This is a genomic window from Beijerinckia sp. 28-YEA-48 (assembly GCF_900104955.1).
In the GTDB taxonomy this organism is placed as follows: domain Bacteria; phylum Pseudomonadota; class Alphaproteobacteria; order Rhizobiales; family Beijerinckiaceae; genus Terripilifer.
Genome location: NZ_FNSI01000001.1, coordinates 3,244,694 through 3,266,095 on the forward strand (window position 1 = coordinate 3,244,694; position 21,402 = coordinate 3,266,095).

Here is a 21,402-nt window from a genome sequence, read left to right on the forward strand (position 1 = left end):
CGTCAGGGATGATCAGCATTGTTGAGAAGCTCAACGACCCGCAGTTTTTGCTCAGCATCGTGCTTGCCATCGCCTGTGCGGCGACCGTGCTGACCATTGGCCTGCCACTCCTGCAAACCGACACCCTCAATCGACGCATGAAAGCAGCCGCCTCGGAACGCGAGCGCATCCGAGCGCGCGAACGTGAGCGGTTGAACACCAAGAACAACCAGAAAGTTTCTCTTCGGCAGCAGCCGAAGGCTTACATGAAGCAGATTGTCGATCAGTTCAATCTGTCGAAATGGCTGGGCACCGACAATGCGAAAGAACAGATGGCCATGGCCGGCTTTCGCGGACCACAGGCAGAAACCGCCTTTCTGTTTTTCCGACTCGTCGCGCCCCTCCTGACCTTCTTCGTCTCGCTGTTCTATGTCTTTGTCATGATCGACTGGACTGTGCCCGTGGCCATGAAGCTCGGCGTGGCGATCGGCATGGCCTATGTCGGTATCAAAGGGCCGGAACTTTACATCCGGAATACGATTCAGAAGCGCCAACAATCGATGCGCAGGGCCTTTCCTGACGCGCTCGACCTGTTGCTGATCTGCGTTGAATCCGGATCATCGATCGAACAAGCGTTCCGCCGCGTCGCCCAGGAAATCGGCACGCAAAGCGTGCCGCTGGCGGAAGAATTCACGCTGGCCACTGCCGAACTCTCCTATCTCCAGGACAGGCGGGTCGCCTTCGACAATCTCGGCAAACGTACCGGCCTTGAATCCGTGCAGCAGATCGTCACGGTGCTCATTCAGTCGGAGAAATATGGTACGCCGCTCGGACAGGCGCTGCGCGTCGTCTCCCAGGAAAGCCGGGAGAGCCGAATGATGGACGCCGAAAAGAAAGCTGCCGCCTTGCCGCCGAAGCTGACGGTTCCGATGATCATTTTCTTCCTGCCGGTTCTTTTCGCCGTCATCATGACACCGGCGATCATCCAGATCACGGCGATCCAGTAGGTCCGATCGAGCCGGCGCGAACTCTCCCGCCGGGAATGATCTGAGGACGTTTAACGAGCCGGCAGATCAAGCGCCGAAAGCTTCGGATCCATATTGACCGGTGGCGGCTGGCGATGGCGCGCCGTGGTCTTGGCTTGAGGCTTGGTTTGCGGCTTGCGATCGTAATTCTGGATATCGCGCCAGGTGTTGGACTGGGCGATCATCTGGCGAATCTGCGCGATATTGGTCGCGGCTTCCTGGGGCGGCAGAACCTGACGCTCGATTTCCTCGGCTTCAGTGAACTTGCCTTGCAGGGCCAAAATCAAAGCAAGGTTCTGGCGGACGCGGCTATCGGCGCGCGGATTGCCAGCGGCGCGGCGCAACGTGTCCTCAGCCAGGGGCAGTTGGCGCGTCAATGCGTAGGAAAGACCTAGATTGGACATGACGGATGGTTCGTCAGGCGCGATCTGCAGCGCCGCTTTATAATAGCTCTGGGCATTCTGGTGATCGCCCATTTTGTCGGCTACCGAGCCCTGCGCCGAATAAATCGACCAGTTCGGACGTTCCGGCGTATGAGCCTTTTCGAGCACGCTGGCCGCCTCTTCCAGGCGACCGACATCGGACAGGGATTTGCCATAGGCGCCGAGAATGTCCATGTCGCTGGGTGCCGTGGCCGCTGCCCGTTGCAAGACGGCAGTGGCTTGTTCGTTCTGGCCGGTGGCGCGCAGCGCCCGGGAATAGCGCAGCACGGCCGCCTTGTCGTTGGGTGCGGCGTCGTAGCGACGGCCCAGATCCTCGGTATAGCGGCGCATCGCCGCCGGATCGTTGGGGGCAGCAGGTTCGCTGCGGGTGATCGATCCGGTGACGTCGGAGATTTTCTGACACCCCGCCAGCATCGTCCCGGCAGCCAGCACAGTCGCGATTGTCAGGACATGGGCGCTGGCGGCTTGTTTCAAGGCGCGGATCATGGCCGCGGTCTGGACGGGAACATTCATACCAAACTCATCATCTGGGGTTGCTTCGAGCCGTCAAAGAGGCATCAATAAAGCGTTAACCCTAATGAGGTGTTAACGTCCCAAATCTCTCCGCTACACGGGAATCAGAATGTCCAACCTGTTCGCAGCTCCCTCGAAGAAATCGATTCCCGTCTGGTTCGCGACCACCGAGACATGGAACAGCCTGCAAGGCGACCTGCCGAAGGAGGCCGTCGCCTTCGCCAAGGCCAATGGCTTCACCCCCTCGCCCGGCCGCCATCTGATCTGCCCCAGCCCATCAGGTGCGATTGCCGGCGTGCTGTTCGGTGTCGATGAGTTCGACAAGGCACGCCGCGACGACATGGCCCCCGGCCGGCTGGCGACCTTATTGCCGCCAGGCGACTATCATTTCGCCAATGCCCCGGGATCATCAGCCCAGAGCAGCGAATTGGCCGCCCTGTCCTGGGGGCTTTCGTCCTATCGCTTCGGCCGCTACGGCAAGAACGGCCAGCCCTTCGCGCGACTGGTACCGCCGGCGCGTGTCGATGCCTTGGGCCTCGCCCGCACCGTTGGCGCTATCAACACCGCGCGCGATCTGATCAACACGCCGACCAATGACATGGGACCGAGCGCGCTCGAAGCCGCCGCCCGCCAGATCGCGACGCGCCATAAAGCGAAAGTGCAAGTCATCAAGGGCGATGCCCTGCTGCAAAACAACTTCCCGCTCATTCATGCGGTCGGCCGCGCCTCCGACGATGCGCCGCGCCTCGTCGATATCAGCTGGGGGCCGGTGAAAGCGCCCAAGGTGACGCTCGTCGGCAAAGGCGTCTGTTTCGATACTGGCGGTCTCGACCTCAAGCCATCGAGCGCCATGCTGTTGATGAAGAAGGACATGGCCGGAGCCGCCACGGCGCTGGCGCTGGCCGAAATGATCATGGGCGCCGGGCTTAACGTGCGCCTGCGCGTGCTTTTGCCGATCGTCGAGAACTCCGTGTCCAGCAATGCTTTTCGCCCCGGCGATGTCTACAAGAGCCGCAAGGGGCTGACGGTCGAGATCGGCAATACCGATGCGGAAGGCCGCCTCGTGCTCTGCGATGCTTTGGCGCTCGCCTGCGAAGAGAAGCCGCAACTGCTGTTTGACTTCGCCACCTTGACCGGCGCGGCCCGCGTCGCGCTCGGCCCCGATCTGCCGCCGTTCTACAGCAATGACGACGCACTCGCCGAAGCCATCACGACGACGGCTTTCGCCGAACAGGATCCGGTGTGGCGCCTGCCGCTGTGGGACGCCTATGATTCCATGCTCGACAGCAAGATTGCCTCGCTCAACAATGTGTCGAGCGGCCCTTTCGCCGGTTCCATCACCGCGGCGCTCTATCTGCGCCGCTTCGTCGAAACCGGCGTCTCCTGGGCCCATTTCGACATTTACGGCTGGACGCCCGCCACCAAGCCCGGCCGGCCCGAGGGCGGCGAACCGCAGACGGCGCGCATGCTGTTTACTCTGTTGAATGACCGTTTCGGCGGCAAACCGCGCAAAAGCTAACCGACACATCGCCGCCCTTGACTTGCTCTCGCTCCGGTCGGATATGATCCGGAACCGAAACAATTATTGGCGGCGATGTCATCTGTTCTGAAAGCTTCCCAGTCGTTGCAGCTTCTGCACGATGTTTCACTCGGCTTCGCGCTCGAATGCCGGCCCGAGGGAGCGGCTGATTTCACCTTGCGGCAGTTGACCGTGCTGCTGACCATCTATCTGGAGCCGCCGCCGCATACAGTGCGCGGCCTGGCCGCCAAACTCGATGTCACCAAGCCGGTAATCACCCGCGCCCTCGACAGTCTCGGCAAGATAGGGCTCGTCAGCCGCCGCCGCGATCCCGCCGACCGGCGCAATGTCGTCGTGCAGCGCACGGTGAAAGGGGCACTTTACGTGGAAGCGATCGGCGATCTCGTCATTCGAAAAATGCAGGCTTTGCGATGAGCGACGGATGGGCCTTGCCCGCTGGATTCGACCGACGCACGACGCCGGCGCGCCCTGATCTCACGGCGGATGCCTTGCGTGGACGCGTCAGCAGCGCCCGTTATACCCTGGGACGACACATGCGCGTGGCGGTCGAAGCCCAAGCGCTGCGCGCCAGCCCATCACTCGATGCGGCTTTGGATACGCAGGCGCTGTTTGGCGAAGACGTCACCGTCTTTGATGAGAGCCATGGCTGGGCCTGGGTGCAATTGCAGGCCGACCATTACGTGGGCTATCTGCCCACCGTATCTCTGATAGCGCCTGTCGAGGCGACCCATCGCGTCAGCGCGCCGCGCACGCTGGTCTACCCTTCAGCCGATATCAAGCGCCCCATCGTGATGGCGCTACCGATGCAGGCCCGCCTCGCCGTCACCCGCACAACGGAGAAATTCGTCGAGGTCGCCGGACTTGGCTGCATCTGGCGCGATCATGTCACGCCGCTGGCGGAGACAGAGCAAGACTTCATCGCTGTTGCCCGACGCTTCCTGTTCGCGCCCTATCTGTGGGGCGGCAAGACCAGCAGCGGCATCGATTGCTCAGGCCTTGTTCAGATCGCCCTGCACGCCTGCGGCCTGCCCTGCCCGCGCGACAGCGACATGATTGCTCAGCAAACGGGCACAGCGGTGACCGTGCAGGCAGATGGCGCCGATTGCCAACGCGGTGATCTCGTCTGCTGGAAGGGCCATGTCGGCATCGTTAGCGACGCGGGGGCGCTGCTGCACGCCAACGGTCATCACATGCAGGTGATCGAGGAGCCGCTGGCGGGCGCCGTCACACGCATTCGAAACAGCGGCGGTGGCGAGATCACGGCGGTGAGGCGTCTGGCGCCGCAAGCCTAATCATCGAGCCTGATTATCAAGTTTCCTTGACGCGGTGGAAAGCGCGCCACAGCCGGCGCAGCGAGATCACGCCCTGCTGGCAACCGGCGCGAAAACTCGCATGAGTGGGATTGCCGTTTTGAAAGCCGGCGCTGAAACCAGCGACGGCGCCGAGCGACAGTACGCGCAGGCCGATGCGGCGCGCCACGATCAGCTCGGGAATGAACGAATGCCCGATCACGTCGGCGCCAAGTAAGCGAGCGACACGCGCTTCAGCCGGCGTGGCGAACACCGGCCCGGGCAACCACATCAGCACCGCGTCCTGAAAGGTTACGCCAGCGCCAATCGTGGCACGGCGCAGCCGCCGCTGCATGCGCCCATCATAAGCTTCAGCAAGCGACATATAGCCCCCGGCACTGGCCGCGCCGACCAGCGGGTTGAGGCCGCTGAGATTGATGTGATCAGCGATATTGACCAGATGGCCGGTCAGAAAATCGGCCTTCACCGAAGTGACGCCACAGGCCATGACCAGGTTGGTACAGCCAAGCAAGGTAAGGGTCTCGAACGGGAAAGCCATCGAATTCAGCTCGCCCGTCTCGGCATAAGAGCCATGGCCAGACAAGCAGGCAACGCGCACGCCTTCCAGTGTCCCGAGCGTGAGGCAGCCGTCGTTCGCGGCATCGTCTTTGAGGGCGGGAAAACCGGGGAGATCGCGGAAATGCAGGCTTACGACATCCTGCAGACCCTCAAGCATGCCTTCCATGCCGCGATCGAGCAGCAGCGCCGACGTCAGCGGTTCGTCACCGCCGATTTCCCGAATCCGATCGGCTGCCGCCTCAAGCTTGCCGTCCACTTCCGCCCCCTTTGCGAACATGCGTGAAAGAGATCCGCCCCAAAAGCCCCCTGCTGCCGGCAACATGGCGGGCGATCATCGTCTCGGGCACACGGCCTGAATACCGCGAAATGCCTTAATCGCCAGTTAGGAACGATTGTTGCCTTGCCCCAAGCAGAAGACCTGTCAAACTGCGGAAACTGGAGGCGATCGCATGAACACGCGAGCGAGTCGGGGCCCTGGCCGCCGGATAGCCACCAAACTTTGGGCGCTGGCGCTAGCCGGCGTGACCCTTCTCGGCCTGCCGGCCGCGGCGAAAGACGGCGCCACCGCCGTCGACGTTGAACTCGTCCTCGCTGTCGACGTCTCCTATTCGATGGATCCGGAAGAGCAGCGCATTCAGCGCGACGGCTATGTGCAAGCTTTGACCTCGCAGCCATTTCTCGCCGCACTGAAGTCGGGCACGCATCAGCGTATCGCCGTCATCTATATCCAATGGGCGTCGGCGCTCGATCAGGACGTACTCGTGCCCTGGACGCTGATCGACAGCGCGCAAGCGGCGCAAGCCTTCGCCGAAAAACTGACGGAAGCGCCGTATCGGCGAGCGCAGCGCACCTCCATCTCCGGCGCCATCGATTTCTCGGCGCAGCAATTCGCCAATAACGGATACAACGGCGAGCGGCAGGTCATCGACGTTTCGGGCGACGGCACCAACAACAATGGCCGACCGGTGACGCAGGCCCGCGACGACGCCCTCCAGCAGGGCATCGTCATCAACGGATTGCCGCTGCTGATCCGCCCGTCCAACTATGGCTATTTCAACGATATCGCCAATCTTGACGAATATTATGAGGATTGCGTGATCGGCGGTGCCGGCGCTTTTTTGATTCCGATTAAGGACCGGGCTAATTTCATCGAAGCCACGCGGACCAAATTGATCATGGAAATCGCCTCAATCCTGCCCCAACCGCTGTTCAAGAACAGCGCCATCATTCCGGCGCAGGCGCGCGAACCCCGCGTCAACTGCCTTGTCGGCGAATCCATGTGGCGTAACCGTTGGGGCAATTGAGCATATGATAAGAACGACGGGTTGGGTGTTCGTCGCGGCCCTTCTGGTTGCGACGACGGCGCAAGCCCAGATCAAGACCGCGCAAGTCAAAACGATCGACGCCCGAACACTCGATCAGCGGCCGGCCGACCCCGCCCCCATCATCGCCAATGACGCGCGCATCCTGCCGGCACTTGCCACCCATGGCATGGTTGCCAGCCAGGAGGTGAAAGCCTCGCGCATCGGCGTCGATATTCTGCGGCGCGGTGGCAATGCGGTCGATGCGGCCGTTGCCGTTGGCTTCGCGCTCGCCGTCACCCTGCCGCGCGCCGGCAATCTTGGCGGCGGCGGCTTCATGATGGTGCATCTGGCCAAGCAGAAGAAAACCATCGCCATCGACTATCGCGAGACCGCGCCGGCTGACACAGCCAGCGATGTCTTCCTCGATAAGGAAGGCGAATTCGTGCCGGAGCGCTCGCAGTCCTCGGGCCTCGGCGTCGGCGTGCCCGGCACCGTGGCCGGGCTTGCTTTGGCGCACCGCAAATATGGCTCAGGCAAACTGACCTTGGCGCAACTCATCGCGCCAGCGATCGCGCTGGCCCGTAACGGCTTCATCGTCGAGGACGATCTGGCCGATTCCCTGCCGCAGGCGGCGCGCCGGCTCAACCGCTACGCTTCAAGCCGCGCTATCTTCCTACATCCCAACGGCACACCGCTGGGACGTGGCGACCGGCTGGTGCAGCGCGACCTGGCCCGCACGCTGCAACGCATCGCCCGGCAAGGCGAAGCGGGCTTCTATCAAGGTGAGACGGCCCAGAAGCTCATCGCCAGCATTCGCGAGCGCAACGGCCGCATGACGCTCGACGATCTGAAAACCTACCAAGTCGTCGAGCGCGAGCCGGTGCGCGGCACCTATCGCGGCCACGAAATCGTTTCAATGCCGCCACCCTCTTCAGGCGGCGTGCATCTGATCGAGCTTTTGAACATTCTGGAAGCCTGGCCGATCGGCGACTACGGCCACAATTCGGCGCAGACCGTGCATCTCATGGCCGAGGCCATGAAACATGCCTATGCCGACCGTTCCGAATTCATGGGCGACCCCGATTTCGTCAAGATGCCGGAAAAGGGCCTGCTGTCGAAGGCCTATGCCAAACAAGTGCGCGAGCAGATCTCGCCCGACAAGGCTAAGCCTTCGATCGAGATCAAGCCCGCCAATCCGCAGCCCTATGAAAGCGACCAGACCACCCATTACTCCGTCGTCGATAAGGACGGCAATGCGGTCTCCAACACCTATACGCTCAATTTCTCCTATGGCCTCGGGCTTGTCGCCGACGGCACCGGCGTTCTCCTGAACAACGAACTCGACGATTTCGCCGCCAAGGCTGGCGCGATGAATGCCTATGGCCTGCTCGGCGGCGCTGCCAACGCGCCAGCGCCGCGCAAACGGCCGCTGTCGTCGATGACGCCGACGTTCGTATTCAAGGACGGCGAGCTAGAAATCGTCACCGGCTCGCCGGGCGGATCGCGCATCATCACCATCGTGCTGCAGGTCATCATGAACATCATCGACCACCGCATGAATGCGGCGGAGGCGACCGAGGCAGTGCGCGTCCATCATCAATGGCAGCCCGACGAATTGCGCGTCGAGCGCGGCCTCTCCATCGACACGATCAAACTACTCGAGGCCAAAGGCCATAATGTGCGCATCGGCTCGACGTTTGGCTCGGCCCAGACGATCTACCGGGCCGAGGGCGTGTTGATGGGCACCAGCGACACCCGCCAGCGTGGCGGCGGTGCCGTCGGCTACTAGTCGCGCGTCAGCGGCGGGTTAAGGCGCGCGAAGCCCTCCTGCCGGCGATAGGGAAAATGCGGATAAGGCGCGGTGACGGCGCTCGCCTTATCCAGCCTCTCGATCTGCTCTGCGGTGAGCGCCCAGCCCACCGCGCCGAGATTCTGGCGCAGCTGTTGTTCATTGCGCGCACCGATGATCACCGACGACACGGTGGGACGTTGCAGCAGCCAGTTCAGCGCGATCTGCGGGACCGTCTTTCCGGTTTCGCCGGCGATCGCATCCAAGGCATCGATGACGCCATAAAGATACGCATCGTCGATAGGCGGCCCGAAATCGGCGGTGTCATGCAGGCGGCTGCCTTCCGGCAGTGGTGCGCCACGGCGGATCTTGCCGGTGAGACGGCCCCAGCCGAGCGGGCTCCACACCAAAGCGCCAAGCCCCTGATCGACGCCAAGCGGCATCAGATCCCATTCGTAATCCCGCCCGACGAGCGAATAATAGACTTGATGGGCGACATAACGTGGCCAACCATAGCGCTCGGCAACGGCGAGCGATTTCATCACCTGCCAGCCGGAGAAATTGGAAACGCCGACGTAACGCAGCTTGCCGGCGCATACCAAGCTGTCGAGCGTGGCGAGCACTTCTTCCACCGGCGTTGTGGCATCAAAGGCATGAAGCTGTAGCAGGTCGATGTAATCCGTCCCCAACCGGCGTAGCGCGTCATCGACGGCGCGGATCAGGCGGTATCGCGATGAGCCGGCGTCATTGGCGCCCTCGCCCATCGGCAGGCTGGTCTTGGTCGACAACAGCACGGCGTCGCGGCGCCCCTTGATCGCGGCCCCTAGAATCTCCTCAGATGCGCCGTTGGAATAGACGTCCGCCGTGTCGAAGAGATTGACCCCGGCCTCCAGGCAGATGTCGAGCAGCCGCCGCGCTTCCGCCGCGTCCGTCGTGCCCCAGGCACTGAACAGCGGACCCGTGCCGCCGAACGTGCCAGCCCCGAAACTTAAAACCGGGACTTTCAGGCCCGACCGTCCTAGCGCCCTGTATTCCATGATCGCCTCTCTGACCGTCTCTTGGATCGTCTCTTGGATCGTCTCTCGAAGAACAATGCCGCCCCCACATATGCCCGCGCCTCCTATCGGCCAGAGGGTGGCCGGGAACAGCATTTGTGCCGTGAAATCATAGCTCCGCGCGGCCCAGCCAGCCCAGCGGCGTCGACCGACCGCCGCTCCCCAAAAGCTTGCACTTGACCATTAGTTGCTATGCCAACCTTTTTTCGTTGCTAAGACAACTAATTTGAATTACAAACTCGGACAATCGAGTGAGGGAGAGCGCCGATGTTTCTGCGCAATGTTTGGTACGTCGCCGGGTTCTCGAGCGATTTGCAGCCTGGCCAACATGTCGGCCGGAAATTTCTGAACGAATCCATCGTCCTGTTTCGCGGCGCATCGGGAAAGATCGGCGCGATCGAGGATCGCTGTTGCCATCGCGCCATGCCCTTGAGCGAAGGGCATGTCGACAACGACATCATCCGCTGCTGCTACCATGGCCTCGAATTCGACGCGTCGGGCGCCTGCACCAAAGTTCCCGGCCAGGATCGCGTGCCCTCAGGCGCTGTGGTCCGCTCCTATCCGATTATCGAACGCGATGCGGTGATGTGGATCTGGATGGGCGATGCGGCCAAAGCCGACCCGGCGAAGATTCCCGCGCACCCCTATCACGTCGATCCGAAATGGGGCTGGAAGAGCGCCCATTTCGACGTCAACGGCAATTGGGAGCTGCTCGTCGAAAACCTGATGGATCTGTCGCATCTGGGCTATGTCCATGCGCGGACCATCGGCGGCAATGCCAATATGCATTTCCGCACCAAGACCGAAGCGAAGCGCCACGATAACAAGGTGACGGTAACGCGCCATATGCCAAACTCGGTGGCGCCGCCGACCTATGTCGACGCGGCCGGCTTCAAAGGCCCGATCGATCGTTGGCAGGAAATCGAGTTCGAGCCCATGATCATCCGCATCCACACGGGCGGTTGCGACGCGGGCACGGGCGCTTACGAAGGCAAGCGCGATCACGGTTTCTCGATGATGGGGTTTCACGGCATCACGCCGGAAACGGAAACCACGACCCACTATTTCTGGTCGATCGCGACCAATGTCGGCCTCGACCGTGGCGTTCCCGATGTGGTGTTCGACCAGACGGCCTTCACCTTCAAGGAAGACCAGGTTGTTCTGGAAGCTCAGCAGAAGCGCATCAACGAGACGCCGGACGGCAAGTTCGTCAACATCGCATCCGATGCTGGCAGCAATCTGACCAAGCGCTTCCTCAAATCGCTGCACGAAGAAGAGACTTCAGACCAGGGCGTGGCCGCCTGAGATGGCGAAGGCAGCAACCGCGAAGACCAATAGCAGCGAGCACGCTCAGCTCGGTGATGTCAGCGAAGCGGTTGCCACCGCGCTCGATCTTAACGTCTATGTTCCGCATCACCTGACAGTGATCGCGAACCGTTGGGCGCGCGGCTCGTCGCGTATTTATCTGAAGCGGTTCGGCATCGGCGTGAACGAGTGGCGGATTATTGCCATGATCGCCGTCGAGCCAGGTGTGACTGCGCAGCGGGCCGGTTTTGTCACCTCCGTCGACAAAGGCATCGTCAGCCGCGCGGTCAAGGAAATGGAAGCGCAGGGCCTGGTAACCGCCGACCAGGATCAGGACGACGCCCGCAAAACCTCGCTGACGCTGACCAAGAAAGGCTACGCCTTGCACGACCGGGTGGTTGCTGTCGCGCTGGAACGTCAGAACCGCCTGCTCCATGGCCTTTCCCAAGACGAGATCCTGCAACTCGCGCGTCTTCTTGGGCGCATTCGCGAGAATCTGCCCGCCGTCAACGCGCCCGAACTGGAGCGCGACACGCAGGCCTCCAAGGCAAAGCGGGGCAAATAGTTCCATCGGTTTCGTATCAGTCCATTGTAGAGGAGAGGGTGTATGAGTTCGTATACAAGGCGCGCCGTGGTTGGCGCGACAGCCGGTATTGCACTGTTCAGCTTCGCGCCCGCGCAAGCGCAGGAACCATTCAAGATCGGCGTCATCCTGCCGCTGAGCGGGCCGTTCGCTTCGACCGGCCGCCAGATCGACGCCGCCATCAAGCTCTATGTGGCCCAGAAGGGCAGCACGGTCGCTGGCCGCAAGATCGAAGTGATCCTCAAGGACGACGCCGGCTCGGCCGATGGCGCCAAGCGCATCGCGCAGGAGCTGATCGTCAACGATAAAGTCAGTGCGCTCGTCGGCATGGGCCTCACGCCGATCGCCTTCGCCGTGGCGCCGATCGCCACCAAGGCGCAAGTGCCGCTCGTCGTCATGGCCGCGGCCACGTCGGCGATCATCAAATCCTCCCCGCTGGTGCTGCGCACGAGCTATACGACGCCGCAAGTGACGACCCCGATCGCCGCCTGGGCCGCGAAGGAAGGCGTCAAGAAGCCGATGACCATCGTCAGCGACTATGGTCCTGGTGTCGATGCCGAGAATGCCTTCAAGGCGAGCTTCGAGCAGAGTGGCGGCAAAGTGCTCTCCGCGCTGCGTGTTCCCCTGATGAACCCCGACTTCTCGCCGTTCTTGCAGCGCGTCGCCGACGAGGGCGCCGACGCCGTCTATGCCTTCATGCCGTCAGGCGCTGGCGCTGTGTTCATGAAGCAGTTCAGCGAGCGCGGCCTGGACAAGAAAGGCATCCGCCTGATCGTCGAAGGTGGCGTCACCGACGACGACATCTTGAACCAGATGGGCGATGCGGCGCTCGGCGCGATCAGCGGCTATCACTATTCGGCGGCGCATGATTCACCGGTGAACAAGGCTTACGTCGACGCCTTCAAGAAAGCCAACCCCGGCATGCGGCCGAACTTCATGGCCGTCGGCGGCTGGGACGGCATGGACGTGCTCTATCGCGCGCTCGCCAAGACCGAGGGCAAAGGCACTGGCGCGCAACTGGTGGAAGCCGCCAAGGGCCTGTCGTTTGAGAGCCCGCGCGGACCGATCTCGATCGACCCGCAGACGCGTGAAATCATCCAGAACGTCTATATGCGCAAGGTTGAGCGCCAGGCCGACGGTGAACTCTACAATGTGGAATTCACCACGATCCCGAACGCCAAGGATCCGTCGAACTAAGTCGACCCTCCATATCAGACAATATCTTTTAGGAGGGCCCTTACCAGCCCTCCTTTTTTATTACCGCTTATAACCACGATTTCCCCGTGGCTGTCGGCGGCAAACCAAGATGGCGGGCGACGCTGGCGCCGATGTCGGCGAAGGTTTCGCGACGGCCGAGCGAGACCGGCGCGACATCAGGCCCGAAAGCCAGGATCGGCACATGTTCGCGGGTGTGATCTGTGCCGGGCCAGGTCGGATCATTGCCGTGATCGGCGGTGAGAATGCAGAGATCGCCAGGGCGTAGACGAGCACGCAGCGCGTTTAACCGCCGGTCGAATGCCTCCAGGCCAAGGGCATAACCAGCGACATTGCGACGATGGCCGAAATCCGTATCGAGATCGACATAATTGGCGAAGACCAGGCCGCCCTCCGGCATGCGATCGATCACGGCCAGCGTCGTATCCAGAAGCGCGTTGTCGTCGTCGCCCTTAATGATCTCGCCGCAGTTGCGATGGGCGAAGATATCGCCGATCTTGCCGATCGAAGTGATCGCGCGCCCTGCCTCGCCGGCGCGATCGAGAATATTGCCGAGCGGTGGCGGAATCGAATAATCGCGGCGATGCGGCGTGCGGTGGAAATGTCCCGCTGTGCCAACAAAGGGCCGCGCGATGACGCGGGCAATGTGCAGTGGATTGACCAGTTCGCGCACCAGGGCGCATAGATCATAGAGCCGCTCGCGCCCGAACGCTTCTTCATGCGCGGCGATCTGCAACACGGAATCGACCGAGGTGTAGAGGATCGGCTTGCCGCTGCGCAGATGTTCCTCGCCCAACTCGTCGATGATGGCGATGCCCGACGCGTGGGTATCGCCAAGAATGCCAGGCAGGTGTCCGCGCTTGATAATGTCGGCGACCAGCTCCGGCGGAAAGGCCGGATCGGTGGGCGGAAAATAGCCGAAGGCGAAGGCAGCCGGCGCACCGGCAATTTCCCAATGGCCGGAGGGCGTATCCTTGCCCCTGGAGGTTTCGACGCCATAGCCCCAAGCGCCTCCAGGCTGCGTTGTTGCATTGAGGCCCGGGGGACACTGGCCGGTCGAGGCTTGGGCTATGTGACCCAGGCCCAGAGCGCTCATCACGGGCAGATGCAACTCCCCCTGCCGGATGCCGTCGATATCGCAACGCCCCTGCGCACAAGCCTGCGCGATATGCCCGAGCGTGTCGGCGCCGGCATCGCCAAACGCGGCCGCATCGGCGGCACCGCCGCAGCCAAAGGAATCGAGCACGAGAATGAAAGCACGGGCCATGCGGACCTCAGAGGTGCGTGGCGATTTGCGTGACGGCGCCTGTCGCATGATGGAAAGCAGCGGCAAAGAGCGTGCGCGTATACTCGCTCTGCGGCGCGGAAAAAACATCCGCCGCCGGCCCCTGTTCCACCACCTTGCCATGACGCATGACAATGATGTCGGAGGCGAGCGCCCGCACCACTTTCAGATCGTGGCTGATGAACATATAGGCCAATTTGCGACGGGTCTGCAGTTCGCGCAGCAGCTCGACGATCTGCGCCTGCACCGACATGTCGAGCGCCGAAGTCGGCTCGTCGAGTACGACGAATTGCGGCTCCAGCGCCATGGCCCGGGCGATGGCAACGCGCTGGCGCTGGCCACCGGAGAATTCATGCGGATAGCGGTCCATGGTCGCCGGATCGAGCCCGGTATCGGCCAATGCGCGCGCAACGATGGCGCGCCGCTCGTCGGCCTTCATCTTCGGATGCTGGATGGTCAAGCCTTCAGCGACGATGTCTCCCACCGACATGCGCGGTGACAGCGAGCCATAGGGATCCTGGAACACCACCTGCATGTTTCGCCGCAACGGCCGCATTTCGGCATTGCCGAAGCCATCAATGCGCTGGCCGAGAAAAGCAATCGGCCCTTCGGAGCGGATGAGGCGTAGCAGAGCCAACCCAAGCGTCGTCTTGCCCGAGCCGGATTCGCCGACGACGCCCAGGGTCTGGCCCTCGCGCACTTCCAGCGAAATGCCGTCCACTGCCTTCACATGGCCGATGGTCCGGCGCAGAAAGCCGCGCTTGATCGGGAACCAGACCTTGATGTCATCGCCCTTCAGCACGACGGGCGCGGTGGTCGAGCGCTGCGGCGGCGCGCCCTTCGGCTCGGCGGCGAGCAGCATTTTTGTATAGGCATGTTGCGGCCGCTCGAAGACTTCGGCGACCGAGCCGCTTTCCACCACCTTGCCCTTTTGCATGACGCAGACGTCATCGGCGATACGGCGCACGATGCCCAGATCATGGGTGATGAACAACATCGCCATGCCGTGGCGGCTTTGCAGCTCCTTCAGCAATTTGAGGATCTGCGCCTGCACGGTGACGTCGAGCGCCGTGGTCGGCTCATCGGCGATCAGCAAGGAGGGACGATTGGCCAGCGACATGGCGATCATCACGCGCTGGCGCTGGCCGCCGGAAAGCTGGTGCGGATAGGCGCCCAGGCGCGAAGTCGGCTCGGGAATGCCAACCTCGGTCAGCAGTTCGACGACACGCTTGCGGATCGCGTCCTTGCCGCGCGCCCCGTGCAACTGCAGGATTTCGACGATCTGCGCTTCAATCGTATGCAACGGATTGAGCGAGGTCATCGGCTCCTGAAACACCATGGTGATTTCAGCGCCGCGAATCTTACGTAACTCGTCTTCGGTGGCTTTCAGAAGGTCGTTGCCACGGAAGCGGACTTCGCCGCCCGGGAAGGTCGCCGATGTGGCGCCGAGAAGGCGCACGATCGACATGGCGGTGACCGATTTGCCGGAGCCGGATTCGCCGACGATGGCGAGCGTCTTGCCTTCGTTGAGCGTGAACGACACGCCGTCGACGGCGTGCATGGTCGTGCCGCCCTGATGGAAATCGACGCTGAGGTCGCGGACCTCGAGCAATGGCGCGGAAGCATTCATCGGGCGCGCCTCATGCGAAGGTCTTTCTCGGGTCGAAGGCATCGCGCACCGCTTCGCCGATGAAAATCAACAGGGACAACATCAGCGCGATCACGGCAAAGCCGGTGAGACCGAGCCAGGGCGCCTGCAAATGCGATTTGCCTTGCAGCAGCACTTCGCCGAGCGACGGCGAACCGGGCGGCAGACCAAAGCCGAGGAAGTCGAGCGAGGTCAGCGTGGTGATGGAGGAGTTGAGCACGAAGGGCAGAAAGGTCAGCGTCGCCACCATCGCATTGGGCAGAACGTGGCGATACATGATCTTGAGATTGGAGAGACCCAGCGCGCGCGCCGCATTGACATATTCGAAATTGCGGGCGCGCAGGAATTCCGCCCGCACCACATGAACAAGCGACACCCAGGAGAACAGCAGAAGAATGCCAAGCAGAATGAAGAAGCTCGGCACGATGAAGGACGAGACGATGATCAGCAGATAGAGATGCGGCAGCGAGGACCATACTTCGATGAAGCGCTGGAAGATGAGATCGACCCAGCCGCCGAAATAGCCCTGCACCGCGCCGGCGGCGATGCCGATGACCGAGGACACCAGTGCCAAGGCCAGCCCGAACAGAATCGAAATGCGGAAGCCATAAATCAGGCGCGACAGCACATCGCGGCCCTGATCGTCGGTGCCGAACCAGTTCCATTCGAGATCGCGGCAACCTTTGATGCCGCGCTCGGCACCATTGCGGACCGTGCGGCAATCAGCGTCGCTCAGCAGCCATGTCGGCGCGGCTGGCGCGCCGAGCTTAGCGTCCGGCGTGCCCTGGGGCAGATCGAGGTTGCGCGTGTTGTAGGAGAAACGCACCGGCGGCCAGATCATCCAGCCGTTCTTATTGATTTCGTCGGCGATGACCGGATCGCGATAATCGGTCTGAGCCAGAAAGCCACCGAACTTCTCTTCCGGATAATCGACGAAGACCGGCGTGAGCAGTTCGCCCTTGTAGGACATCAGAATCGGCCGGTCGTTGGCGATGAATTCGGCGAAGAGCGACAGAACGAACAGAACGAGGAAGATCCAGAACGACCAATAGCCGCGGCGATTGGTGCGAAAATTGTCGAGGCGGCGGCGGTTGATCGGCGATAGCGACCAGCGACGCACCGCAACCGTCTCCGTCTGGCGCGGCAGAGTGGCGAGAGTGGAGGCCTCGTTCATCTCAGACCTGCCGCGTTTCAAAATCAATACGCGGATCGATCCACGTATAGATGAGGTCCGACAGCAGGTTCACCACCAGGCCCAGCAGCGAGAAGATGAACAGATTGGCAAAGACCACCGGATAGTCGCGGTTGACGATCGATTCAAAAGACAGGAGCCCAAGACCATCGAGCGTGAAAATATTCTCGATGAGCAGCGAGCCGGCGAAAAAGGCGCTGACGAAGGCGGCGGGGAATCCGGCGATGACGATCAGCATGGCATTGCGGAACACATGGCCGTAAAGCACCTGGGTTTCGCTCAGGCCTTTCATCCGCGCGGTCAGCACATATTGCTTGCGGATTTCGTCGAGGAAGGAATTCTTGGTGAGGAAGGTCGAGGTGGCGAAAGCACCGATGGCCATGGCGGTGACCGGCAGAGCCAGATGCCAGAAATAATCGGCGGCCTTGCCCAGCAGGGAGAGCTGGTCAAAATTTTCCGACGTCAGGCCACGCAACGGAAAGATCTGCCAGAACGAGCCGCCGGCAAACAGCACGACCAGGAGAACGGCGAAGAGGAAGCTCGGGATGGCATAACCGATGATCACCACCGCCGACGTCCAGATGTCGAACGTCGAGCCATCACGCACCGCCTTGCGGATGCCCAGCGGTATCGAGATCGCATAGGAGAGCAACGTCATCCAGATGCCCAGCGACATGGAGACCGGCAGCTTTTCCTTGATCAGCTGCAACACCGGCGTATCGCGGAAGAAGCTCTTGCCGAAATCAAACAGCATGAAGTCCTTCACCATTTTGAAGAAACGTTCATACGCCGGCTTGTCGAAGCCGAATTGACGATTGAGGTCTTCGATCAGCTTGGCGTCGAGTCCCTGCGCGCCGCGATAGCCCGTGTCGGAGCTTTGCATCTGTGACGCCATATCGCCGCCACCGCCACTGAACCGGCCGGTGGCGCCTGAATCGAGCCCCTGCAATTGCGCCATGATGCGCTCGACAGGACCACCTGGCGCGAACTGCACGATGAGGAATGAAATAAGCAGGATGCCGAACAAGGTCGGGATCATCAGAAGAAGGCGGCGCGCGATATAAGCAAGCATGGCGTTCCTTAACCGCTACAGCGTTCGAAGCATCGCGCCATCAACCGGTCACCCCGATCTTCTTCGCCTTTTCCTCGTCCCACCACCACAGGCCCGGCGCGCCGGTGCCATATTTTGGGCTGACTTCCTGTCGGCCGAAGACATCCCAATGGGCGATGAGCGAATTCTCCTTATACCATTGCGGGACCCAGTAACGGCCGGCACGCAACAGCCGGTCGAGGGCGCGGGCAGCGACATTCAGCTCTTCGCGGGAGCTGGCGCGCGCGATGCGATCGACCATGGCGTCGATGGCGGGGCTGGAAATGCCCGCCATATTGCGTGAGCCTGGCGTCTTCGCCGCATTGGAAGAATAGACATTGTACAGGCCGTCGCCCGGCGTGAACGAACCGCCGAGCGCGATGATCATCACGTCGAAATCGAAATCGTCGAGCCGACGCTTGTATTGGGCGGCATCGACCTGTCGAAAGGTGGTCTCGATACCCAGACGACGCAGATTGGCCTGGAACGGTTCGGTATGCGGCTTCAACGCGCCGGAGGAATCGAGGAACTCGAACTCGAGCAGCTCGCCATTGGGCAGCTTCAGGCGGCTGCCATCGCGCGTGCAGCCGGCCGCCATCAACAAATCATTGGCCTTGCGCAGCAGGGCGCGATCGGAACCCGAGCCATCGGACTTCGGCGGCACCCAGGGCTCGCCGAACACTTCGTCGGGCACCGAGCCGCGGAATGGCTCCAGCAGCTTCAGCTCTTCCGGCCCAGGCTTGCCGACGGCCTTCATGTCGGAATTTTCGAAGAAGGACGTCAGCCGCGTATAGGCTTCGTACATGATGGTGCGGTTGGTCCATTCGAAGTCAAAGGCCAGGCCGATGGCTTCGCGGATGCGCGGATCCGAAAATTTCGGGCGGCGTATGTTGAAATACCATCCTTGCGTGCCGACGGGCGCGCCGCTCGGTACTTCGATGCGCTTGATGCGCCCATCCTTCACCGCCGGGAAATCATAGGCCGTCGCCCAATAGCGCGCGGTGAATTCCTCGTTGTAATTGGTCTCGCCGGTCTTGAAGCCTTCAAAACCGATCTGGCGCTCGCGATAATATTCGTAGCGAATGCGGTCGAAGTTATTGGTGCCGATGTTCACCGGCAGGTTGGCGCCCCAATAGTCCTTCACCCGATCGAATTCGATGAAGCGGCCCTGTTCAAAGCGCGCCACCTTGTAGGGGCCGGAGCCAAGCGGCGCTTCCAAGGTCGTGCCCTCAAAGTCGCGGCCTTTCCACCAGGCCTGTGAAAAGATCGGCAGGCCGCCGATGAGCAGATGCAGATCGCGGCTGCGCTGCGGCGTGAATTTCACCACCACCGTGGCATCGTCCTCGGCGCTGGCGCCGCTGAATTCGCGCAGCAGAGTGCGATAGAGCGGATGCCCCTTCTCCTTGAGGATGTTGAAGGAGAAGGCGACATCGTCAGCCGTCAGTCGCGAGCCATCGCTAAAGCGCGCTTCCGGCCGCAACAGGAACTTATAGGTCAGCCTGTCGTCGGCGATGCGCACGCGATGGGCCACGAGGCCATAGAGCGTGCTCGGTTCGTCCGCGGTGCCCGCCATCAACGTGTCGAACGTGCCGTCCATGCCGGCGGCGCCGGCGCCGCGCAGAACGAAAATGTTGAGCGTGTCGAAGGTTTCGAAATTCTGATTGCCGCTGGCGCTGCGGATCTGCAGACGCAGGATGCCGCCTTTGGGCGCTTTCGGATTGACATAGGGATAGTAGGGAAAGTCCGCAGGCAAAGCGAGATCGCCAAAGGCCGACAGGCCGTGGGTCTCGGTCCAGCCATCGGCAGCGAAAGCTGTGCCGCTGGCGCTCGTCCCTGGCACGGCAGCGGCGGCGAGAGAAGCGGCGCCCAATTCGAGTGTTCTACGGCGCGTCAATTTCATGCTGTTTCAACCCTGGTGGGAAACGCGGGGAGAAGCGATGATTCGCGCCGATTATGTCGGTTTTTCGAGTCAGGGCTAGCGTTCTCTCGTCGCGTCAGCGCCCAAGAAACCTGCGCTCAAAGAAAAAGGCCGGCAAACCGCCGGCCTTTCCGATAACGGCTCGAACAGAGCTTACTTGCTGCCCGGCGCCGGCAGTTCAACCGGGCTGTCGGTGAGCGTGTGCAGATAGTCAATGAGGTCGGCGCGCTGCGTGTCGCTCTTCAAGCCGCCGAAGGTCATCTTCGTGCCGTTGGCAAAGCCGCGCGGATTGAAGATGAAATGATTGAGGTCTTCGAAGGACCACTTCCCTTCGGTCTTGGCCTTGTCGAGAATGGCGTTTGAATAGCTAAAGCCTGCCGCGGCGCCCATCGGACGGTGAACAATGCCGTAGAGGCTCGGACCCTGCTTCACCGGGCCGCCCTTCTCGAAAGAGTGGCAAACGCCGCACTGAGCCTTCGCAACCTGCTCACCCTTGACCGGATCGGCCTTGGCCAGAAGATCGGCGATCGCCGGCAACACAGGGGCCGCCGGAGCGCCGCCAGCGGCGGGGGCCGGTTCGTCGGCCGGGAGGTCGTAGCCGGCAACCTTCGGCGCCGGGGCATGATAGAGGGCGCCGGAAACGATGCCCAAACCCATCAGGAACAGCAAAGTGCCGAGGACAGCACCGGCGATCTTGTTGAGCTCGAAGGAATCCATGGGCTGCAGGCTCCGCCAGGGTGCACAATTGAATAGGGTTCCGTTGCCGGAGGTCCGGCACGGTTGCTGCGCTGGATAGCCGCTTTGCCGCCGGTTTGGCAACTCGTATAAGCGCACTTCCTTGCTACTTTTTGCCGCCCAGAAAACAGCTAAGCCCAAGAAAAGCGCAAAGCCTGATGCCCAGCCCCGTCGTTCTTATTCCCGCCCGCATGTCCTCGACCCGCCTGCCCGGCAAGCCTTTGGCCGATATTGGCGGCGTCCCGATGATCGTTCAGGTCTGGCGGCGGGCCATGGAGGCCGACGTTGGGCCGGTTTTGGTGGCCGCGGATGCCCCGGAAATCGTTGCAGCGGTGGAATCAGCGGGCGGACAGGCGGTTTTGACCCGTGCCGACCACCCCTCCGGCTCGGATCGGATTTTCGAGGCGATCAATGCCGGCGATCCCGACGGGCGGCACGATATGATCGTTAATGTCCAGGGCGACCTGCCGACCATCGAGCCGGCGCTGATCCGCGCGGCGCTGGAACCGCTGGCCGATTCGGCCGTGGATATCTCGACCTTGGCAGCGGAAATCCGCCGCGACGAGGAGCGCGCAGACCCCAATGTGGTGAAATTGATTGGTACCGCGATCGGCCCGCGGCGCCAGCGGGCGCTTTATTTCAGCCGCGCCACCGCGCCCTGGGGTGAGGGGCCGCTGTTCCACCACATCGGTCTTTATGCCTATCGCCGGCAGGCGCTGGCCCGTTTTGTCGGCCTGCCGCCCTCGCCGCTGGAGCTGCGAGAGCGGCTGGAGCAATTGCGGGCGCTCGAGGCCGGCATGCGTATCGACGCGATGATCGTCGACACAGTGCCGCTGGGCGTCGACACGCCGCACGATCTGGAGCGCGCGCGGCAGATGCTCGGCTAAATCGACCCGGCGATCAGGGGCAGAACCG

Annotated in this window: 19 protein-coding genes; 10 read left to right on the forward strand and 9 right to left on the reverse strand. The window is 62.1% G+C overall.

Going from position 1 to position 21,402, the window contains the following annotated elements:
- Positions 1-8: 8 nt before the first annotated feature.
- The gene (locus BLW50_RS15410) at positions 9-986 is read left to right on the forward strand and encodes a type II secretion system F family protein (RefSeq protein ID WP_090704126.1); all 978 of its coding nucleotides are present in this window, start codon (positions 9-11) and stop codon (positions 984-986) included.
- 50 nt (positions 987-1,036) lie between these two features.
- Here BLW50_RS15410 and BLW50_RS15415 read toward each other — a convergent pair whose 3' ends face one another.
- Positions 1,037-1,960: a tetratricopeptide repeat protein gene (locus BLW50_RS15415; protein ID WP_244544262.1), complete on the reverse strand. Its 924-nt coding sequence runs from the start codon at positions 1,958-1,960 to the stop codon at positions 1,037-1,039.
- 109 nt (positions 1,961-2,069) lie between these two features.
- Here BLW50_RS15415 and BLW50_RS15420 point away from each other — a divergent pair, with 109 nt between their 5' ends.
- The 3 genes from BLW50_RS15420 (at position 2,070) to BLW50_RS15430 (ending at position 4,792) form a co-directional block, all read left to right on the forward strand.
- The gene (locus BLW50_RS15420; RefSeq protein WP_090704128.1) at positions 2,070-3,479 is read left to right on the forward strand and encodes a leucyl aminopeptidase family protein; all 1,410 of its coding nucleotides are present in this window, start codon (positions 2,070-2,072) and stop codon (positions 3,477-3,479) included.
- A 75-nt stretch (positions 3,480-3,554) separates the two neighbouring features.
- The gene (locus tag BLW50_RS15425) at positions 3,555-3,914 is read left to right on the forward strand and encodes a MarR family transcriptional regulator (protein WP_090704130.1); all 360 of its coding nucleotides are present in this window, start codon (positions 3,555-3,557) and stop codon (positions 3,912-3,914) included.
- Entirely contained in the window at positions 3,911-4,792 is an 882-nt protein-coding gene (locus BLW50_RS15430; RefSeq protein ID WP_090704132.1) for a C40 family peptidase, read from the forward strand. The genes BLW50_RS15425 and BLW50_RS15430 overlap by 4 nt, the downstream gene beginning before the upstream one ends.
- A 16-nt stretch (positions 4,793-4,808) precedes the next feature.
- Here BLW50_RS15430 and BLW50_RS15435 read toward each other — a convergent pair whose 3' ends face one another.
- On the reverse strand, positions 4,809-5,645 hold the full coding sequence (locus tag BLW50_RS15435; RefSeq protein ID WP_170850173.1) for a purine-nucleoside phosphorylase: 837 nt from the start codon (positions 5,643-5,645) through the stop codon (positions 4,809-4,811).
- Positions 5,646-5,817: 172 nt separating this feature from the next.
- On the opposite strand from BLW50_RS15435, the gene BLW50_RS15440 reads away from it, so the two are divergent.
- Both BLW50_RS15440 and ggt read left to right on the forward strand, forming a co-directional pair.
- Positions 5,818-6,672, forward strand: a complete 855-nt coding sequence (locus tag BLW50_RS15440; protein ID WP_090704136.1) for a DUF1194 domain-containing protein — start codon at positions 5,818-5,820, stop codon at positions 6,670-6,672.
- Between the two features lie 4 nt (positions 6,673-6,676).
- The gene (gene ggt / locus BLW50_RS15445) at positions 6,677-8,461 is read left to right on the forward strand and encodes a gamma-glutamyltransferase (RefSeq protein WP_090704138.1); all 1,785 of its coding nucleotides are present in this window, start codon (positions 6,677-6,679) and stop codon (positions 8,459-8,461) included.
- Here the strand turns inward: ggt and BLW50_RS15450 are convergent.
- The gene (locus tag BLW50_RS15450) at positions 8,458-9,498 is read right to left on the reverse strand and encodes an aldo/keto reductase (protein WP_090709185.1); all 1,041 of its coding nucleotides are present in this window, start codon (positions 9,496-9,498) and stop codon (positions 8,458-8,460) included. The two genes, ggt and BLW50_RS15450, sit on opposite strands and share 4 nt — an antisense overlap.
- 285 nt (positions 9,499-9,783) lie before the next feature.
- Here BLW50_RS15450 and BLW50_RS15455 point away from each other — a divergent pair, with 285 nt between their 5' ends.
- Genes BLW50_RS15455 through BLW50_RS15465 form a run of 3 tightly spaced genes read left to right on the forward strand, consistent with a single transcriptional unit; the run spans position 9,784 to position 12,601 of the window.
- Positions 9,784-10,821, forward strand: coding sequence for an aromatic ring-hydroxylating dioxygenase subunit alpha (locus BLW50_RS15455; protein WP_090704140.1), 1,038 nt, complete (start codon positions 9,784-9,786; stop codon positions 10,819-10,821).
- Between the two features lies 1 nt (position 10,822).
- The gene (locus BLW50_RS15460; RefSeq protein WP_090704142.1) at positions 10,823-11,386 is read left to right on the forward strand and encodes a MarR family winged helix-turn-helix transcriptional regulator; all 564 of its coding nucleotides are present in this window, start codon (positions 10,823-10,825) and stop codon (positions 11,384-11,386) included.
- Between the two features lie 42 nt (positions 11,387-11,428).
- Positions 11,429-12,601 carry an ABC transporter substrate-binding protein gene (locus tag BLW50_RS15465; protein ID WP_090704144.1) on the forward strand — a complete coding sequence of 391 codons (1,173 nt, stop codon included), beginning with the start codon at positions 11,429-11,431 and terminating at the stop codon, positions 12,599-12,601.
- Between the two features lie 67 nt (positions 12,602-12,668).
- On the opposite strand, the gene BLW50_RS15470 is transcribed toward BLW50_RS15465, so the two are convergent.
- The 6 genes from BLW50_RS15470 to BLW50_RS15495 all read right to left on the reverse strand — a co-directional run bounded on the left by BLW50_RS15470 (position 12,669) and on the right by BLW50_RS15495 (position 20,469).
- A complete protein-coding gene (locus tag BLW50_RS15470) occupies positions 12,669-13,886 on the reverse strand; it encodes a phosphopentomutase (protein WP_090709187.1) in 1,218 nt (405 codons plus the stop codon).
- Between the two features lie 7 nt (positions 13,887-13,893).
- Positions 13,894-15,534 carry an ABC transporter ATP-binding protein gene (locus BLW50_RS15475; protein WP_090704147.1) on the reverse strand — a complete coding sequence of 547 codons (1,641 nt, stop codon included), beginning with the start codon at positions 15,532-15,534 and terminating at the stop codon, positions 13,894-13,896.
- Between the two features lie 10 nt (positions 15,535-15,544).
- Positions 15,545-16,726 (reverse strand): ABC transporter permease, encoded by a 1,182-nt coding sequence (locus BLW50_RS15480; RefSeq protein ID WP_090704149.1) that lies wholly within the window; start codon positions 16,724-16,726, stop codon positions 15,545-15,547.
- A gap of 1 nt (position 16,727) precedes the next feature.
- A complete protein-coding gene (locus tag BLW50_RS15485; RefSeq protein WP_090704151.1) occupies positions 16,728-17,816 on the reverse strand; it encodes a microcin C ABC transporter permease YejB in 1,089 nt (362 codons plus the stop codon).
- 40 nt (positions 17,817-17,856) lie between these two features.
- Positions 17,857-19,734 (reverse strand): extracellular solute-binding protein, encoded by a 1,878-nt coding sequence (locus BLW50_RS15490; protein ID WP_090704153.1) that lies wholly within the window; start codon positions 19,732-19,734, stop codon positions 17,857-17,859.
- Between the two features lie 171 nt (positions 19,735-19,905).
- Positions 19,906-20,469, reverse strand: a complete 564-nt coding sequence (locus BLW50_RS15495) for a c-type cytochrome (RefSeq protein ID WP_090704155.1) — start codon at positions 20,467-20,469, stop codon at positions 19,906-19,908.
- Between the two features lie 176 nt (positions 20,470-20,645).
- Here BLW50_RS15495 and BLW50_RS15500 point away from each other — a divergent pair, with 176 nt between their 5' ends.
- Positions 20,646-21,374, forward strand: a complete 729-nt coding sequence (locus tag BLW50_RS15500) for a 3-deoxy-manno-octulosonate cytidylyltransferase (protein WP_090704157.1) — start codon at positions 20,646-20,648, stop codon at positions 21,372-21,374.
- Positions 21,375-21,402 lie beyond the last annotated feature (28 nt).

Coding starts and splice junctions, on each gene's coding strand:
- BLW50_RS15410 (WP_090704126.1), top strand. CDS start 9: ATGATCAGCATTGTTGAGAAGCTCAACGACCCGCAGTTTTTGCTCAGC.
- BLW50_RS15415 (WP_244544262.1), bottom strand. CDS start 1,960: ATGAATGTTCCCGTCCAGACCGCGGCCATGATCCGCGCCTTGAAACAA.
- BLW50_RS15420 (WP_090704128.1), top strand. CDS start 2,070: ATGTCCAACCTGTTCGCAGCTCCCTCGAAGAAATCGATTCCCGTCTGG.
- BLW50_RS15425 (WP_090704130.1), top strand. CDS start 3,555: ATGTCATCTGTTCTGAAAGCTTCCCAGTCGTTGCAGCTTCTGCACGAT.
- BLW50_RS15430 (WP_090704132.1), top strand. CDS start 3,911: ATGAGCGACGGATGGGCCTTGCCCGCTGGATTCGACCGACGCACGACG.
- BLW50_RS15435 (WP_170850173.1), bottom strand. CDS start 5,645: ATGTTCGCAAAGGGGGCGGAAGTGGACGGCAAGCTTGAGGCGGCAGCC.
- BLW50_RS15440 (WP_090704136.1), top strand. CDS start 5,818: ATGAACACGCGAGCGAGTCGGGGCCCTGGCCGCCGGATAGCCACCAAA.
- ggt (WP_090704138.1), top strand. CDS start 6,677: ATGATAAGAACGACGGGTTGGGTGTTCGTCGCGGCCCTTCTGGTTGCG.
- BLW50_RS15450 (WP_090709185.1), bottom strand. CDS start 9,498: ATGGAATACAGGGCGCTAGGACGGTCGGGCCTGAAAGTCCCGGTTTTA.
- BLW50_RS15455 (WP_090704140.1), top strand. CDS start 9,784: ATGTTTCTGCGCAATGTTTGGTACGTCGCCGGGTTCTCGAGCGATTTG.
- BLW50_RS15460 (WP_090704142.1), top strand. CDS start 10,823: ATGGCGAAGGCAGCAACCGCGAAGACCAATAGCAGCGAGCACGCTCAG.
- BLW50_RS15465 (WP_090704144.1), top strand. CDS start 11,429: ATGAGTTCGTATACAAGGCGCGCCGTGGTTGGCGCGACAGCCGGTATT.
- BLW50_RS15470 (WP_090709187.1), bottom strand. CDS start 13,886: ATGGCCCGTGCTTTCATTCTCGTGCTCGATTCCTTTGGCTGCGGCGGT.
- BLW50_RS15475 (WP_090704147.1), bottom strand. CDS start 15,534: ATGAATGCTTCCGCGCCATTGCTCGAGGTCCGCGACCTCAGCGTCGAT.
- BLW50_RS15480 (WP_090704149.1), bottom strand. CDS start 16,726: ATGAACGAGGCCTCCACTCTCGCCACTCTGCCGCGCCAGACGGAGACG.
- BLW50_RS15485 (WP_090704151.1), bottom strand. CDS start 17,816: ATGCTTGCTTATATCGCGCGCCGCCTTCTTCTGATGATCCCGACCTTG.
- BLW50_RS15490 (WP_090704153.1), bottom strand. CDS start 19,734: ATGAAATTGACGCGCCGTAGAACACTCGAATTGGGCGCCGCTTCTCTC.
- BLW50_RS15495 (WP_090704155.1), bottom strand. CDS start 20,469: ATGGATTCCTTCGAGCTCAACAAGATCGCCGGTGCTGTCCTCGGCACT.
- BLW50_RS15500 (WP_090704157.1), top strand. CDS start 20,646: ATGCCCAGCCCCGTCGTTCTTATTCCCGCCCGCATGTCCTCGACCCGC.